The 16,257-nt window shown below is 39.4% G+C and carries 15 protein-coding genes; all 15 read right to left on the reverse strand.

The window, feature by feature from the left end; genetic code table 11:
• Positions 1-87: 87 nt before the first annotated feature.
• The 15 genes from GJS41_RS01880 to fabD all read right to left on the reverse strand — a co-directional run bounded on the left by GJS41_RS01880 (position 88) and on the right by fabD (position 16,201).
• Entirely contained in the window at positions 88-603 is a 516-nt protein-coding gene (locus tag GJS41_RS01880) for a DUF6702 family protein (RefSeq protein WP_154245645.1), read from the reverse strand.
• The gene (locus GJS41_RS01885) at positions 603-3,044 is read right to left on the reverse strand and encodes a M1 family metallopeptidase (RefSeq protein ID WP_154245646.1); all 2,442 of its coding nucleotides are present in this window, start codon (positions 3,042-3,044) and stop codon (positions 603-605) included. The genes GJS41_RS01880 and GJS41_RS01885 overlap by 1 nt, the downstream gene beginning before the upstream one ends.
• A gap of 133 nt (positions 3,045-3,177) precedes the next feature.
• Positions 3,178-5,379, reverse strand: a complete 2,202-nt coding sequence (locus tag GJS41_RS01890) for a carboxy terminal-processing peptidase (RefSeq protein ID WP_154245647.1) — start codon at positions 5,377-5,379, stop codon at positions 3,178-3,180.
• Between the two features lie 300 nt (positions 5,380-5,679).
• Positions 5,680-6,858, reverse strand: a complete 1,179-nt coding sequence (locus tag GJS41_RS01895; RefSeq protein WP_154245648.1) for an acyl-CoA dehydrogenase — start codon at positions 6,856-6,858, stop codon at positions 5,680-5,682.
• Positions 6,859-7,005: 147 nt separating this feature from the next.
• The gene (locus GJS41_RS01900; protein WP_154245649.1) at positions 7,006-7,791 is read right to left on the reverse strand and encodes a TatD family hydrolase; all 786 of its coding nucleotides are present in this window, start codon (positions 7,789-7,791) and stop codon (positions 7,006-7,008) included.
• A 92-nt stretch (positions 7,792-7,883) separates the two neighbouring features.
• Positions 7,884-8,234 carry a PilZ domain-containing protein gene (locus GJS41_RS01905; protein ID WP_154245650.1) on the reverse strand — a complete coding sequence of 117 codons (351 nt, stop codon included), beginning with the start codon at positions 8,232-8,234 and terminating at the stop codon, positions 7,884-7,886.
• A 45-nt stretch (positions 8,235-8,279) separates the two neighbouring features.
• The gene (gene holB, locus GJS41_RS01910; RefSeq protein ID WP_154245651.1) at positions 8,280-9,329 is read right to left on the reverse strand and encodes a DNA polymerase III subunit delta'; all 1,050 of its coding nucleotides are present in this window, start codon (positions 9,327-9,329) and stop codon (positions 8,280-8,282) included.
• Positions 9,326-9,985 (reverse strand): dTMP kinase, encoded by a 660-nt coding sequence (tmk, locus tag GJS41_RS01915; protein ID WP_154245652.1) that lies wholly within the window; start codon positions 9,983-9,985, stop codon positions 9,326-9,328. The genes holB and tmk overlap by 4 nt, the downstream gene beginning before the upstream one ends.
• A gap of 29 nt (positions 9,986-10,014) precedes the next feature.
• The gene (mltG, locus tag GJS41_RS01920) at positions 10,015-11,010 is read right to left on the reverse strand and encodes an endolytic transglycosylase MltG (RefSeq protein ID WP_154245653.1); all 996 of its coding nucleotides are present in this window, start codon (positions 11,008-11,010) and stop codon (positions 10,015-10,017) included.
• Between the two features lie 19 nt (positions 11,011-11,029).
• Positions 11,030-11,830: an aminodeoxychorismate lyase gene (pabC, locus tag GJS41_RS01925; protein ID WP_154245654.1), complete on the reverse strand. Its 801-nt coding sequence runs from the start codon at positions 11,828-11,830 to the stop codon at positions 11,030-11,032.
• Positions 11,830-12,510: a murein L,D-transpeptidase family protein gene (locus GJS41_RS01930; RefSeq protein WP_227551225.1), complete on the reverse strand. Its 681-nt coding sequence runs from the start codon at positions 12,508-12,510 to the stop codon at positions 11,830-11,832. Before GJS41_RS01930 ends, pabC begins: the two co-directional genes overlap by 1 nt.
• 130 nt (positions 12,511-12,640) lie before the next feature.
• Positions 12,641-13,879, reverse strand: a complete 1,239-nt coding sequence (gene fabF / locus GJS41_RS01935) for a beta-ketoacyl-ACP synthase II (RefSeq protein ID WP_154245656.1) — start codon at positions 13,877-13,879, stop codon at positions 12,641-12,643.
• A gap of 118 nt (positions 13,880-13,997) precedes the next feature.
• Complete coding sequence (gene acpP, locus GJS41_RS01940; RefSeq protein WP_154245657.1) at positions 13,998-14,237, reverse strand: acyl carrier protein; 240 nt, start codon at positions 14,235-14,237, stop codon at positions 13,998-14,000.
• A gap of 159 nt (positions 14,238-14,396) precedes the next feature.
• Positions 14,397-15,143 (reverse strand): 3-oxoacyl-ACP reductase FabG, encoded by a 747-nt coding sequence (gene fabG, locus GJS41_RS01945; RefSeq protein WP_154245658.1) that lies wholly within the window; start codon positions 15,141-15,143, stop codon positions 14,397-14,399.
• A 134-nt stretch (positions 15,144-15,277) separates the two neighbouring features.
• Complete coding sequence (gene fabD / locus GJS41_RS01950; protein WP_154245659.1) at positions 15,278-16,201, reverse strand: ACP S-malonyltransferase; 924 nt, start codon at positions 16,199-16,201, stop codon at positions 15,278-15,280.
• Between the last annotated feature and the right edge of the window lie 56 nt (positions 16,202-16,257).

A 16,257-nucleotide genomic window follows, 5' to 3' on the forward strand; every position in this document is an offset into this window, starting at 1 on the left:
AATAATAATTGCTTATAATTCATTATTTAACATAATATAAATTATGCGCAAAAAGGAACTGATTTATTATATAAACAGGATAGTATGCTAGTCCGTCGCTTTGTGACTTAAGCTGTTATTGTCTAGTACGAAACTTTCTTTAAGATTTGCCGGTAATTCGACATGAAATAACCAATACTTTGGCTTCCATCGGTTCTTCATAGCGGATATATCAACTGACAAACTATTAAATGTATTACTTGATTTGTCACCTGTATATTCTTGATAAATATAGAAATATTTATTCTCAACTTCAGAACCAATAAAACTAATATCAGTACTTTCGTTATTGCTACCAATAACCGTTTCGAGATTATTGAGGATATAATCTGCAAAAACTTGGTATTTATCTTCCTGGCTGTTAATTGTCTTATCGGTTGCAGCTAAAGCTTGAGTAAGGTGATTCACGTCATGCAGGTAAAACCTATGAACGATCTCGACAGTTTCAGTGCGAATGTTGTATTTTATGGTACTTTCCGCTGCATTTAGCTTATGAGCTAAAACTGGCTTGCAGAATATGCAAGCCAGTAGCAAGAAACATAATGGATAATTAAAAAACTTCATTACTTTTTATAAGGTTTTTCTTTTGGTTCTTTTTTCTCTGTTTTAATGTCATGCATTATGTCACGGCGTACTTTATCGGTACTAGGTTTTGATTTAAAGGCCTCTATTCTTGAAGGAATAATACGACGGGGATAATGATTATTTTCCATATCAACATCAGCCGTTTCCCATTTTGGATCAACTGTTACTTGTACCAACTCTTTATCAGTAACAATCAGTTTACTGACAGCTTTTGGCGAGCGTCTCCATATTTCAGCAGGAATATGCATCATCTCGGTATCGCCATTTTCATATTCAAGTTGCAACAATATAGGCATAACTAAGCCACCAATGTTTGAAAAATCAATCACATAGTAGTTCTTATCTTCTTTAACTGCCCTTTCTAAGACTTTGCGCTCCCAAGGTTTTAAATTTGCCAAATTTTGCTGGTACTTGTTGCGCTCTTTATTAGTCACTGTAAAGCGATCATTTTCATCATAAAAGTCTTTTACATCTGGATTACGGTCAATCCAAGTTTCGTTGCCGGCATCACGCTCTCTTTCGACAAATAATGAAGTTGGTTTATCTGCTTCTTCTTTGCGTAATAGATCGAATTCAATGTCTGGGTCTTGAGTATCCAGGCGCAACTTATAAACTTTATCTACCGAAATATCGACATGGTCCGTAGTATAAAACCAACCACGCCAAAACCAGTCTAAGTCTACGCCTGAAGCTTCTTCCATCGTTCTAAAAAAGTCAGCAGGTGTCGGGCGTTTGTATTTCCAACGAGTTGCATATTCTTTAAAAGCAAAATCAAATAATTCACGCCCTAGAATCACTTCTCGTAAAATGTTTAATGCTGCAGCGGGTTTCGTATAAGCATTAGGTCCAAGGCGTAAAACGCTGTCAGACTGAGTCATAATTGGCACTTGGACATTAGACTTCATGTAACCAGTAATGTCTCTTGGCTCTACACCCCAAGGAATATTAGGGTCCCATTCGCGCCCTGCTACGCCATCTAAAAAGCTATTCAGCCCTTCGTCCATCCAGGTCCATTGACGTTCATCAGAGTTAACAATCATTGGGAAATAAATATGTCCAATTTCATGGATAACTACTCCAATCAAAAAACGCTTTTCTGCTTGGGTATAGGTTCTGGAGCCATCTTTATGCCAAGTGGTTCTGGGACCATTGAAAGTAATCATTGGATATTCCATACCACCAACAGGACCATTAACACTTATCGAAGTCGGATAAGGGTAGTCAAACGTGAAGCGTTCATAAACTTCCATAGTATGAATTACAGATTCTGTTGAATACTTTTTCCATAAGTCACCGCCCTCTTTGGGGTAAAATGACATGGCCATGACATGCGGCATAGTCTCGCTTTCTTGCGCATAACCTTTTGCATCCCACATAAATTTTCTGGAAGAAGCCCAAGCAAAATCTCGTACATTTTCTGCTTTAAAGTTCCATGTCTTAACTTTATCAGTACCTGCACGCTCGTTCTCTAACGCTTCTTCTGCAGTGACAACAAATACAGGACGTTTAGCATCTTTTGCATTCTTTAATCGCTGTCTTTGTTTAGCAGTTAAAACTTCACCATCATTCGTTAAAACACCCGTTGAGGCGACTATGTGATCCGCAGGAACTGTTATTGAAACGTCATAGTCGCCAAACTCTAAAGTAAACTCGCCGCGACCAAGAAACTCTTTGTTATGCCATGCTTCGTAGTCAGAATAAGTAGCTAGTCTTGGAAACCATTGCGCAACTAAGAAAATATCATTACCGCCCTTTCTAACATCATCAGGAAAGTGTTCGTAGCCCGCGCGAGCTGAAACTGCATTTTCTTCAAGTAGTTGATATTGGTAATCCAAGTTAAATTCAAAAGATTCGCCTGACTTTAAAGGCTTTGGTAAATCGATACGCATTTGCGCACTATTAATAACAAATCTAAGAGCTTTATTTTCTGCATCTCGAACGTTAGAGATTTTATAACCCACGTCATGGTCGGCAAGCCATTGTTGTGCACGTAACGCCCCATAGCTTATTTTAGCTGGCTTATCCGCCGCCGGAGCTGACGTTGTAGGCCCTCTACGGCCAATACCACCAAAATCAGCCGATAAATTAGCGATAGAATCTTCTTTAAATTTATTTTGTTCTAGCTGTAGCCATAAGTATTTTAAGCTATAAGGAGAGTTATTATGATAGACAACTTTTTGCTTCGCGGTTAAAACGCGCTTTGATTCATCAAGCGTAACGTCAATTTTATAATCTACTTTTTGTTGCCAATAGTCTCTACCTGGCTCTCCAGCCGCATTACGGTAATCATTAGGAGTTGGAAGAACTTCCTCTAATTGTCTAAATTTATCTTCAAAATCACCTTTTGACTGAACAATGGCGGCGCCTAAATTAAAACTAATAAAAATGCTAACAATGGAAGTTAAAGCGGCTGTCTTCATGAATTACTATCCTGTTATAACTTATAATTTTCAGTTCACACATTATCCAAAATTGTGTGAGGCTATCGTTAAGGAGCGACCACAAAACCAGCAAAGGCCAGCAGTGTTGCTGGCCTTTGCTGGTTAAGCAGTGTTAATTTATTTTCACTTCTTTCTTTGGTTCTAGCTTCGCTAAGCTAGGGTTACTTTGAACGGCGATAAAATCTTGTAAGATATTTGCAGTTTCATACAATAAAAAATCACCTTCGAAGTTAATGCCCTTATAGTTACGCTCAACTTCGTCTTGATCTTTAATATATTTTTCGTAAGCATCTAAATCTTTAAATGGCTTATTGCCTTGTGCCAATTGCTTCGCGTTGGCTCTAGTTAAAGTTTTCTCTTCATTTTTTAATCGCTCAGCCAATCGCTGCTTATAATTTAACGAAATACTTTTCTTATTCCGTTCTTTTTTTACATGAGCAACATCATCTAGCAGATTTTCAAATTGCTTGTTAGTGGTTGCTCTTTTGCTATGAGAGTCCATCAAATAGCTAAGGTAATTCTGCACATCGTTTTTAGCATCAAAGTTTGTGGTTTTGATGGTATCCCAATCTAAAGCATTATCGTACGAAGCTTCACCATATTCATCTAATGCATAAAAGCTCGGGAAGCTGATATCAGGCTTAACGCCTTCTAGCTGGGTACTTTCACCGGTAACTCTATAAAACTTCTCAATGGTGAACTTTAACGCTCCCATATCAAACTCTGGGTTACGTACCAAGCGGCTTAATTCACGAACGGTTTGCACAGTACCTTTACCGAAAGTATTTTCACCGACCACTATGCCACGACCATAATCTTGGATAGCGCCAGCAAAAATTTCTGATGCAGAGGCACTACCGTTATTAACCATCACAGCTAGAGGACCCTTATAGAAGGTTTCTCCATCACTATCTCGCAATACCCGAACATTACCCTCGAAATCTTTGCCTTGAACAACAGGGCCTTTATCAATAAACAACCCTGTCATATCGACCGCTTCATTCAAGGATCCGCCACCGTTATTTCTTAGATCAATGATTAGACCTTGTATATCTTTCTTTTCTAATTCAGCAATTAATCGCTTAACATCAGATGTGGTGCTGGTAGGCTCTTTAGAGTCACTTGAAGAGAAAGCCGTTTCGGCATAAAACGATGGCAATTCTATGACACCATATTTTAAAGTGTCATTGCCCTGCTTAACTTCTAATACATCACCTTTTGCAGCTTGGTCTTCTAATTTAATTTCTTCACGAATAAGACGAACAACTTTTGCAGCTGCATCACCGCCGCTAGTATGAGGAATAACTTGTAGGCGAACGATTGAACCTGCTTCACCACGAATCAAGTCTACGACGTCACCATTTCTCCAACCAATCACGTCAACAATTTCACCCTTGTCACCTTGCCCGACACCAATAATTTTATCGTCTTTATGTAACTGACCGGATTTATAAGCAGGCCCTTTACTCACGATACGAACAACTTTGGTAAATTCGTCTTCTTGCGTCAACACTGCGCCAATGCCTTGTAGTTTAAGACTCATGTTAATATTAAAGTCTTCAAACTGGCGAGGAGTATAATAGGTAGTATGAGGATCGATTGATGCATTAATTGCATTCATAAAAAAGCCGAATACATCTTCACTATTGGTTTGTGACATACGACGGATATTGCTTTTGTAACGTTTAGTCAGCTTTTCTTTAATCTGCTCATCCGATTGATCAGCAAGCTTTAGATTTAAAGCATCATATTTAACTTTTTTTAACCAATAGTCATCTTGCTCTTTTCTTGTTTTAAACCATTCACTCTCACGGCGATCAAATTGAAAATCTTCTTCTTGGTCAAAATCAAATTTTTGATTTAAAGCTTTTAAGGCAAAACTGTATCTGTCTCTATAACGCTCTTCATACATCTCAAAAAAATCATAACCTAGCTCAATTCTTCCTGTTCGAATAGCGTCATCAATTTTCTTTTCAAATACTTTAAATTGCTCCACATCAGAGGCCAAAAAGAATATGCGGTTACGATCAAACATTTTAATCATTTGCTTAAATGATTCTTTAGACAATTTATTATCAAAGATTGGATGTTCGTAATGAAGCTGCATTAAGATAGAGCTGTTGATTTGCCCAGCTCTTCTAAGCTTATCTTCCGGCATCAAATTTTTGCTAGCAGATGCTGGGATCTGATATTCACTTTGATCAAATTTTGTTGGCTTGCTTTCATCAGCAGCCACGGTGCCAATTAAGAGTCCCAGCGCAACAGACAGGGAAGTTACTAAGGATTTTGTTAGGAATTTTGCTTCAAACTTCATTTATTACCTTCATTCATGAGTATGTCTTTCTGGCTGTAGAAAACATCTTTTTTCATATTATCTTAAAAGACGCATTACTATGCCTAAGGTTGCGTAAATTTAAGTAAATTACAAGAAAAAGAATGTGAAAAAATGTGTAAACCCACAAAAATCCATCAAATCGATAGAAAATTGGCATTATAGGTTGAAATTTAGAGCCGCAAACCAGCATTTAAACTAGCTCTCTGCGATAGAAAGCAGATATAAAAAAGGAGCTATGAAAGCTCCTTTTGTGACATCGAAGATTTAAATTTATTTAACTTACATAAAAGCTTGCAAACCCGTCTGTGAACGACCAAGGATTAGGGCATGTATGTCATGCGTGCCTTCATAGGTATTCACAGCTTCTAAATTCATCGCATGACGAATTACATGATATTCATCAGCAATACCATTTCCACCATGCATATCACGCGCTAAGCGAGCAATATCAAGCGCTTTACCACAAGAATTACGCTTCACTAAAGAAATCATTTCAGGTTTGAACGCTTTCTCATCAATCAGGCGCCCTACTCTTAAAGCACCTTGCATACCTAAACTAATCTCTGTTTGCATATCCGCTAACTTTTTCTGGAATAACTGCATTGAGGCTAATGGCTTATCGAATTGCTTACGATCCATACCGTATTGACGCGCTGCGTGCCAGCAGAACTCTGCTGCGCCTAATGCGCCCCATGAAATACCGTATCGAGCGACATTTAAACAACCAAAAGGTCCTTTGAGGCCTTTAATTTCAGGGAATTTATTCTCTTCAGGAACAAATACCTCATCCATTACAATTTCACCGGTAATCGAGGCTCTTAAAGCGAATTTGCCTTCGATTTTTGGTGCAGACAAGCCTTGCATGCCTTTTTCAAGGATAAAGCCACGAATATCACCAGCATCATCTTTCGCCCACACCACGAAAACATCGGCTATCGGCGAGTTGGTGATCCACATTTTATTGCCGGTTAATTGATAACCGCCATCAACTTTCTTAGCGCGCGTGGTCATGCTAGCAGGATCTGAACCAGAATCTGGCTCAGTTAAACCAAAACAGCCAACCCATTCACCCGTTGCTAATTTAGGTAAGAACTTTTCTTTTTGCGCTTCAGTGCCATAGGCATTAATTGGATGCATAACTAAACTGGATTGAACCGATAGTGCTGAACGATAACCGGAGTCAACACGTTCTACTTCGCGAGCTACTAAACCATAAGCCACATAAGAAGCCCCAGCACAACCATAACCATCGATTGTTGAGCCTAATAAACCCAACTCTCCTAACTCGTTCATAATTTCGCGATCGAAATTTTCATGACGGTTGGCCTCTAGGATCCGTGGCATTAACTTTTCTTGGCAATAATCACGCGCAGCATCGCGGATCATGCGCTCTTCTTCGGTTAATTGCTCATCCAATAAAAGGATATCATCCCAGTGCTCTAATAATGCTTTTGACATAGTCTTTTCTTAAGGTTTGTTGACATAAAAATCTGTGATGGAAATATACGCAATATCATCGAGTTTCACCAGAGCTTATCTTCTGGTCTGACCTTGAGATTTAAACTGTAACTTATGACTCGATAGTCTTGATGTAAAAATATCAGCTTATTTGATATTACTATTAAATAGGCTATTAAAATTGCTGGAAGTTATTTCACAAATTTCTTCAAAACTAACATGATGTAAATCAGCTACAAACTGCCCTACTTCTTTAACATAAGCGGGCTGATTTGATTTGCCACGGTACGGAACAGGCGCCAGGTACGGCGAATCAGTTTCTATTAGTAAACGGTCAAGCGGGACCTTGCGGCAAACCTCTCTTAACTCTTCTGCATTTTTAAAAGTTACAATGCCTGAAAATGAAATGTAAAAACCTAAGTCCAAAGCCGCCTTTGCCATTTCCCAGCTTTCAGTGAAACAATGTAAAACGCCGCCGCACTCCTCTGCTTTTTCTTCACGCAAAATATCGAGAGTATCTTGACGTGCATCACGGGTATGAACAATAACTGGTTTGTTAGCAATTCTTGCAGCTTCTATATGCTTGCGAAAACTCATTTGTTGTAGAACATGGTTCTCAGCAGTTTTATTGTAAAAATAATCTAATCCGGTTTCACCAATTGCCACGACTTTTGGGTGCTGAGATTTCTCCACTAATAAATCCACATCAGTTTCAGCAACTGCGTCGTAAAGAGGATGAATTCCCACTGAGCATGAAATGTCATCATGCGCTTCAGCAATGGATAAAACATCTTGGAATTTATCCATAGTGATGCCGACACAAAGCATATGGCCTACGCCTTTAGCTCGGGCAAAATCTAACGCCTTATTTAAGTCATCATCGTATTGACTTAAATCTAAGCGATCTAAGTGGCAATGGGAGTCAATTAACATCTAGCGGCCTGAAATTAAATATTAAATCTGTCTTGATAGATTGTATTAAAAAGAAGTGGTTGGATAAAGTTTAAGAAGAATAACTCTGAAGGCTACATGGTATGAGTAGCCTTCTCCGAATCTAAACGTCCTACTAGGAAATTCTCAATTTTGCTTTTAACTTTGCCTTGGTCTTGATCGCTAAATTGGATGCCGATACCCGCTCTACGATTAGCTTGAGCATTTTTTGGAGTAATCCAAGCAACTTTACCGGCGATAGGTAACTTTTCAGGATCGTCAATCAAGGCTAGCAACATAAAGACTTCATCACCTAAGTTATAATCTTTGCCGGTTTCAATAAAAACGCCACCGTTTTCAACAAATGGCATATAAGAGGCATAGAGATCGTCCTTATCCACAAAGGTAATGGTTAATATGCCTGGGCCGGTACGTTCAATTTTCATGAGTGTTCCTTAGTTATTGCTCTGCTATTATCTTGTTGTTGATTTCTAAGCAATTCTTCTAAATTTTTGTGCTAATTGTGTGCAGTAAATAAGTAAAGACTGCCACGATGAGCTTAGGTTAACTGGACTTTTCTTCATTATCAAGCTTCTCAGTTCGATGATTTTGTCATTAAGCTGCAGCAAACCTTGGTTTGAAAGGATGCCACATATGATTTCTATCGCCTCTTGCTGCCCTTTCAGAGCAATTAAGTCTTTATTATTGGTTTGCGCAAACAGCAACAAATCACGCATCATCAACTGCATCCACAGGCAACAATCTTCTACATCAGGTAACCATTTTTCTGCTAAAGCTAACGCAGGCTCTTTAGCTTCCAGTAAAAAAGCGATATCGAAAATAAATTCACCGCACTTAAAAGCATCGCCATTATTCGCAAAATCTTCAGCTTTATAAGGCGCTTGTGGAAATAGATTCAAGGCTAAAGTTAAATCATCAGTCGAATGTCCTTTTCGATCTTCTAACCAGGCTTGAATAGCTTCTTGGTCACTAATACTCAAGGATAATAACTGACTACGACTTCTAATAGTTGCTGGCACTTGCTGCAACTGTTCTGTTTGTAAAATCAGCAAAGTTTTAGGTTGAGGTTCTTCTAATGTTTTCAAAAGCGCATTGTATGAATTTTGATTTAGTGCCGAAACCTGATGGATATTAGCCACTTTCCAACCACTTTGGTGAGCAGATTCCTGCAGAGAACTTATCAGTTGTCTAACTTGATCCACGGCAATTTGAGTTTTCCCGTCTTCAATTGCTAAAGGATAATAATCGGGGTGGCTTTGAGATTCATATAAGTGGCAAGACTTGCAGTCACCGCAAGCTGACTCCACTTCTGAATGATTTTGGCACAGTACCCAGCGAGCAAATTCATCGGCAAAGGCATCACGACCAATACCATCGGCACCTAGCAACAAAACTCCATGGTGCATAGAGCCTGAACGAAATTGCTGTGCTAACTGCTCAAATGATGTTTGATTCCAAAAATCGAGTTCAGACTCTCGAGTTGCAACTATCGGTAAATCTTCATCGCCAAATAAGCTCATAGCTCTGCCTTGTTTATCGCAGGAGAGTTAACTTGATAAAACTCACTTAAGACTTTCTCAATTTGCTGTTGAACTTGTTTAATCGAACCAGTCGCATCAATAACTTTCATGCGCTCAGGTTCCGCTTTAGCAATGGCCAAATAACCATCGCGAACACGTTTAAAGAACTCTATTTGCTCAGACTCAAAACGATCTTTTTCGCCACGCTGTTCTGCTCGTTCTAAACCAATCTCTATTGGTAGATCGAGCATAATGGTTAAATCAGGCTTAAACCCCTGTAATGACCAATCATCAAGTTCTTCAAGTCGCTCAAACCCTAACTCGCGACCTGCGCCTTGGTAGGCATAACTGGCGTCAGTGAAACGGTCGGATAATACCCAATGGCCGGCATCTAAAGCAGGTCGTATTTTTTGCGAAACATGCTGGCAACGAGCAGCAAACATCAATAAAAGCTCAGTACGACTATCCACTTGTTCATCGCGCTTATTCAATAATAATTCACGAATCTCCTCAGCCAAAGGCGTGCCGCCAGGTTCGCGGCTGTGCATTATTTCGATACCTTTATCGGATAACCATTGGGTTATAAAGGCGATATTGGTAGATTTGCCAACGCCTTCCGTACCTTCAATCGTGATAAATTTGCCTGCTTTGCTCATAAAACTATCTGCTGCCTTTATTCTTCAGATTAGCGCTTAAGCTGATACTTGCGCACTGCATTGTTATGCTCTTTTAAGGTTTCGCTAAATTGATGGGTTCCATCGCCTTTGGCAACAAAATACAAGGCTTTGCCATCTTGCGGATTCAAAGCAGCGTTAATAGCTTCGCGACCCACCATAGCGATTGGACTTGGCGGTAACCCTTTGTGAACATAGGTGTTCCATGGATGAGGATTTTTGATATCTTTACGACGAATATCCCCATCAAAACCAGGCAGTAACCCATAAATAATGGTTGGATCGGTTTGCAGTAACATGCCTTTTTGTAAACGTCTAACAAAGACACCTGCAATAATAGGTCTTTCTGCTGCCACCGCAGTTTCTTTTTCGATAATGGAAGCCATTATCAAAGCTTCATAAGGATCTTCATAAGGTAAATCAGGAGCGCGATTGTTCCACTCTTCTTCAAGCACTTTTGCTAGTTGCTGGTTAGCTCTTTGATAAATATCTAAATCGCTATCACCTTTATTAAACTGATACGTTTCTGCAAAAAATATGCCTTCTAAATACTCATCATTAGCTAAACCAAATTCAACTTTTAGCTGTTCTAAGTCATTAATCTTTTTGTCGAGTCTTGAGTCGGTACTGATGCTATTAAAGAGCTCATAGATATTAGAACCTTCAATAACCGAAACTTGATAACTTTTAACTTTGCCTTCGACCAAAGTTGCTAAAACTTCTGTCGGGGTCATGGTTGGCGAAACTTGATATTCACCTGCTTTTATCGAGCGCAATTCAGGCTGCATCTTGAGTAGCAATTGATAATAGTAAAAATTATCAATATGCCCTGCCGCCTGCCATTTTTTGCCCAACTTATAAGCTGAGTCGCCTTTCTTTACAGTTAAATCAGAGTTTAAGCCTAATGGTGTCACTAAAAACTTTTGATAATTGGTCCATTGAAACCAAGTAACTGCTGCTAACACAATGACGAGGATCAAGAATAATAATGGGATTTTTTTCTTCATTTAAATTGGTTGTTCAACTTTAGTAGTTTACAGTCACTTTATTATAGTCAGCTTGTAGCTGTTGTAAGTCAGGAGAAGCTTTAAAGGTAACAACCTTGTCCGCTAATTGGATCTGAGTTACCGGAATAATACCGACAATTGCATTAGAAACCAAACAATATTCAGCTCGCCCAAGGATTTCCAAACCAAACTTGGACTGATACACATTATTTTGGGTATGCAGTAGCCAGCGCCTTGCTGTTCCATTGACTCCAGCTTTATTGACCTTTGGAGTTAACCAACGGTTTTTCACATAAAAATATATATTACTTTTACTACCACAGATCATGAATTTTCCGTTCAGCATAATACTATCAAAGCAGTCTTCAGAAATTTCACTGGTCGCTAATACTTGATCTAAACGATTTAAATGCTTGATACCTGCTAAAGCTTTATTCTGACTGATGGGTGTTTCGCAAATGGCTAATGTAACGCCTTTTCCTAAAGCTGCTATTGAAGATAGATTTAATGGCGACCACTGCATATAAAACTGATAAGTCGGATCTTTAGGAATCCCATAGCCTCGTTCGTTTTTACCGCTGGCACCGCGACTAATAGTGAGTCTTAAAGCACCATCTTTTTCAGGCTGTTTGGCAATAAAGTTGATTAAATCATGATAGATTTTATCTGCGTCCAGTTGATGAAATTTTAGCCTTTCGGCAGAAAAGCTAATTCGCTCAAGATGCAGTGGCCAGCGGTGAATTTGGTTATCGACTACTTTCATGGTGGTGAAAAAACCATCACCGTATAACAAGCCTCTGTCTAAATTATGTGCGTTCATTAATTAAAAATATAGCTTCCTTGGTTGTTCTCAGTATTAGGAGGAAATTTGTTTTTTTCAAAATAATCATACCCTTCTTTTAAGTTTTCCCAAAAACTAAACCATTGATTATTTTTATAACGCTTCATGTTTTCTTGGCTCATTCTAAATGGAAATGCGTGCACTCTAAAAAATGGCTGGCCTTTGTTTAAAGCCGCATCGGCGAGTATATAAATTTCTTCAATCAATGGATCGGTCATGGTATAACAGCCTATTGATACGCAATTGCCGTGAATCATCAAGGCACTGCCAGTGCGTTGATGATATCGATCATATGCATTGGGAAAACCTAAATTAAATGATAAGTGAAAGCGACTATTAGGGTTCATTTGATTTGGCTTAACAAAGTAAAACCCCTCAGGGCTTTGCAGATCACCCTCTTTTAACTTCGGTCCTAGTTTTCCAGAAAAAGTACAAATGGGGTATGTTTTAAATAGTTTAAACTTATCTGTGTTAGTTTCTTGCACCCAGGCTTCTAAAGTTGACTCCTGTTTAAAAACCCTGAAATAAACAGGCGAACCCAGCTCAAGCCCTTGTAGTTTGAGTGCTTGTGCTAGCGGGCTACTGACTCTACTAATAACCTTTTTAGAGCGAGCACTTTCTGGAACTTTACTAGATATAGACGTAGAGACTAAATTCATAATGACTATCAGTAGCAATAAGCTCTTTTTATGCATCTGCTGGCTTTTATTTGATAAGTACTACTAATGATAATAACAATAAAAAAGGCAAGTAGAAACTTGCCTTTAAAACTTAAGCTGTAGCTAATGTTTAGATTTTGCTGAAAATTAACGATCCGTTAGTACCACCGAAACCAAAAGAATTACACACTGTATTGGTTATAGCTGTTTGGCGAGCGGTATGCGGGACATAATCTAAATCACAACCTTCATCAGGGTTGTCTAAATTAACGGTTGGCGGAGCTACTTGATCGCGAATAGCTAAAACACTGTAAATAGCTTCTACAGAGCCTGCGGCGCCCAATAAATGGCCAGTCATGGATTTTGTTGAACTGACCATAACTTTTTTAGCATGCTCACCAAAAACAGTCTTAACTGCAGCGGTTTCAGCTTTATCACCCGCTGGGGTTGAAGTACCGTGAGCGTTAATGTATTGAATATCTTCTGGGTTCATTGCCGCATCATTCAAAGCATTTTGCATAGCACTGGCGGCACCTTCGCCGTCGGCTGGCGGTGAAGTAATATGGAAAGCATCACCAGACATGCCAAAGCCTGTTAATTCAGCATAAATCTTAGCGCCGCGAGCTTTAGCGTGTTCATACTCTTCAACTACCATAACACCAGCACCATCACCCATGACAAAACCATCGCGATCTTTATCCCAAGGACGCGAAGCTGCATGCGGCTCATCATTACGAGTTGAAAGTGCTTTCGCTGCCGCAAAGCCGCCCAAAGAGACTGGTGTAGAGCCTTTTTCTGCGCCACCAGCAATCATTGCGTCAGCATCACCATAAGCAATCATACGTGCCGCATGGCCGATTGAATGAACGCCCGTTGTACAAGCAGTAACAATAGATATATTGGGTCCTTTTAATCCATATTTAATGGATAAATGGCCAGAAATCATATTAATAATAGAGCCAGGGATAAAAAATGGAGAAATTCTACGAGGCCCACGCTCATGGTTTAAAATTGAGGTGTCTTCGATGGTAGTCATGCCCCCAATACCAGCGCCAACACAAGCACCTATGCGACTAGCATTTTCTTCAGTAACGACTAAACCTGAGTCTTCCCAAGCCTCAGCGCCAGCGACTATGCCGTATTGGATAAAGATATCCATCTTACGGGCGTCTTTTTTAGCTAATACCGGCTCTGCATTAAAGTTTTTAACCGAACATACAAAACGAGTACTGAGATTGCTAGCATCAAAGTCTTCAATCATATTGGCACCGCTTTTAGCCGCTAAGATACCATCCCAAGAATCTTTAATATTGTTACCTAAAGGACTTAACATGCCTAAGCCAGTAACTACCACTCTACGCTTTCCCAAGGAACTACCCTCTTATATTTATCAGTTAAACGAGCGTTTTATAGCCCTAAAAAACAAATGGGTAAAACACTTTCGCATTTTACCCATTTTAGCACTTATATATTTCAGACGAGTGAAATTAAGCGTCTACGTTCGCCTTGATGTAATCAATAGCAGCTTGAACAGTATTGATTTTCTCAGCTTCCTCATCAGGAATCTCAGTATCAAACTCTTCTTCTAAAGCCATTACCAACTCAACTGTATCAAGTGAATCAGCACCTAAATCGTCAACAAAAGAAGCTTCTGTAGTTACTTCGTCTTCTTTAACACCTAGTTGTTCAACTACGATGTTTTTAACGCGTTCTTCGATATTACTCATCTGTATAAAATCCTCGTATATAACGCAAATTAGTTATTGCGTGCGTATTTTAATTAAACCACGCAAAGTAGCAAGTCTCATTTCACATTTTAAGCAAAGGTCAGACCTGGTGTACATTACTATATTGTGACAAAAAGTTATTTTTAAAGCTCTTTAACTTTAAATCATGTGCAAGCCGCCATTAACGTTAATAGTCTCACCCGTAATATACCCCGCATCATCACTGGCTAAAAAACCAACTGCATTAGCAATATCTTCTGGCGAACCTAAACGTACCATTGGTACCTGATCAAGCATCACTTTTCTTTGATCATCATTTAAAGCTTTGGTCATATCCGTATCGATAAAACCGGGCGCCACAACATTGACGGTAATCCCGCGTGAGCCAATTTCTCGAGCTAAGGATTTAGAAAAACCAATCAAGCCAGCTTTAGCGGCTGAGTAGTTTGCCTGCCCAGGATTACCCATAGTGCCAACCACTGAACCGATGGTGACGATTCTGCCCCACTTGGCTTTCATCATGCCGCGTAAGCAGGCTTTTGATAGACGAAAGACCGAAGTTAGATTGGTGTTCATAATGGTTTCCCACTCGTCGTCTTTCATGCGCATCAATAAATTATCACGCGTTACGCCTGCGTTATTAACTAAGATTTGTGGTGTAGAGCCAAACTCACCTTTGATGGTGTCTAGCACGCTCTCAATAGATTCAGGATCGGTGACGTTTAAGCACATGCCTACTCCGTCCAAACCTGCGGCTTTGAAATTCTCGGAAATTTTTTCTGCACCAGTATCTGAAGTAGCAGTACCAATTACTTTCGCGCCTGATTTTGCTAGTTTATGGGCAATGGCTTGACCGATACCACGACTTGCACCTGTTACTAAAGCAATCTTTTGTGTCTCACTCATAAGTTTCTCGTATTTATTATGAATTTAATTGTTGGCAAGATTAGCAAAGTTTTTACAGGACTACCATTAACTATTGGTCTGATTAGTTACTTTATAAGACATAAAAAAAGCAGCTCGAAGGCTGCTTTTATAAACTAGGAAAGTTCCTCAAAAGAATCCAATTTCGATAATTGCTTAGAATTTAAACTGCGATCTATTCGCTTAGCTAACCCTGATAAGACATTACCTGGACCGCATTCGTAAAGATTCTCGATATTACTTTCAGCTAGCTTTTGCACTGTTTCAGTCCAACGAACTGGTGAATAAAGCTGGCGTACCAGTGCTGATTTAATACCGTTAGATTCAGACTCTACCGCCACATCAACATTATTAATTACAGCAAATTTAGGCGCATTAAATTCAATCGATTCCAGCATCTCAGACAATTTGTCTGCTGCCGGTTTCATTAACGCACAATGTGAAGGTACGCTTACTGGAAGCGGCAGCGCTCGCTTAGCACCAGCTTCTTTACAAGCTTCCATTGCACGCTCTACCGCTGTAGCGGAACCAGCGATGACAACTTGCCCTGGCGAATTATAGTTAACTGCTTCTACCACTTCACCTTGCGCAGAACTAATGCAAGCCTGTCGAGTTTCTTCATCTCCTAAGCCGATAATCGCAGCCATTTTACCAGTACCTGAAGGAACTGCTTGCTGCATAAATTGACCACGAGCTTCTACCAGTTTTACAGCATCTTGCAACGATATAACTTCTGCCGCGACTAAGGCACTATATTCACCCAAACTATGACCTGCTAAATACTCAGGCTGTGGTTTATCTTGCTGCTTCCATAAACGCCACAAAGCAATTGATGCGGTTAACAGAGCTGGCTGGGTGAATTCAGTCTGACTCAACTTACCCTCTTCATCTTTTTGTACTAACTCCCAAAGATCATAAGCCAAAGCTTCACTTGCTTCAGCAAAAGTTTCTTCAATAACCGAAAATTCCTCAGCAATATCTGCCAACATACCTACGGTTTGAGATCCCTGACCAGGAAATATAAATGCACTTTTATTCATAATTTAATTTTAAATTTATTTTTAAATATTTATGCCATGCGTAAATAGCAAAGCAC

It is taken from the genome of Kangiella sp. HZ709 (genome assembly GCF_009674675.1).
Taxonomy (GTDB): Bacteria; Pseudomonadota; Gammaproteobacteria; order Enterobacterales; family Kangiellaceae; genus Kangiella.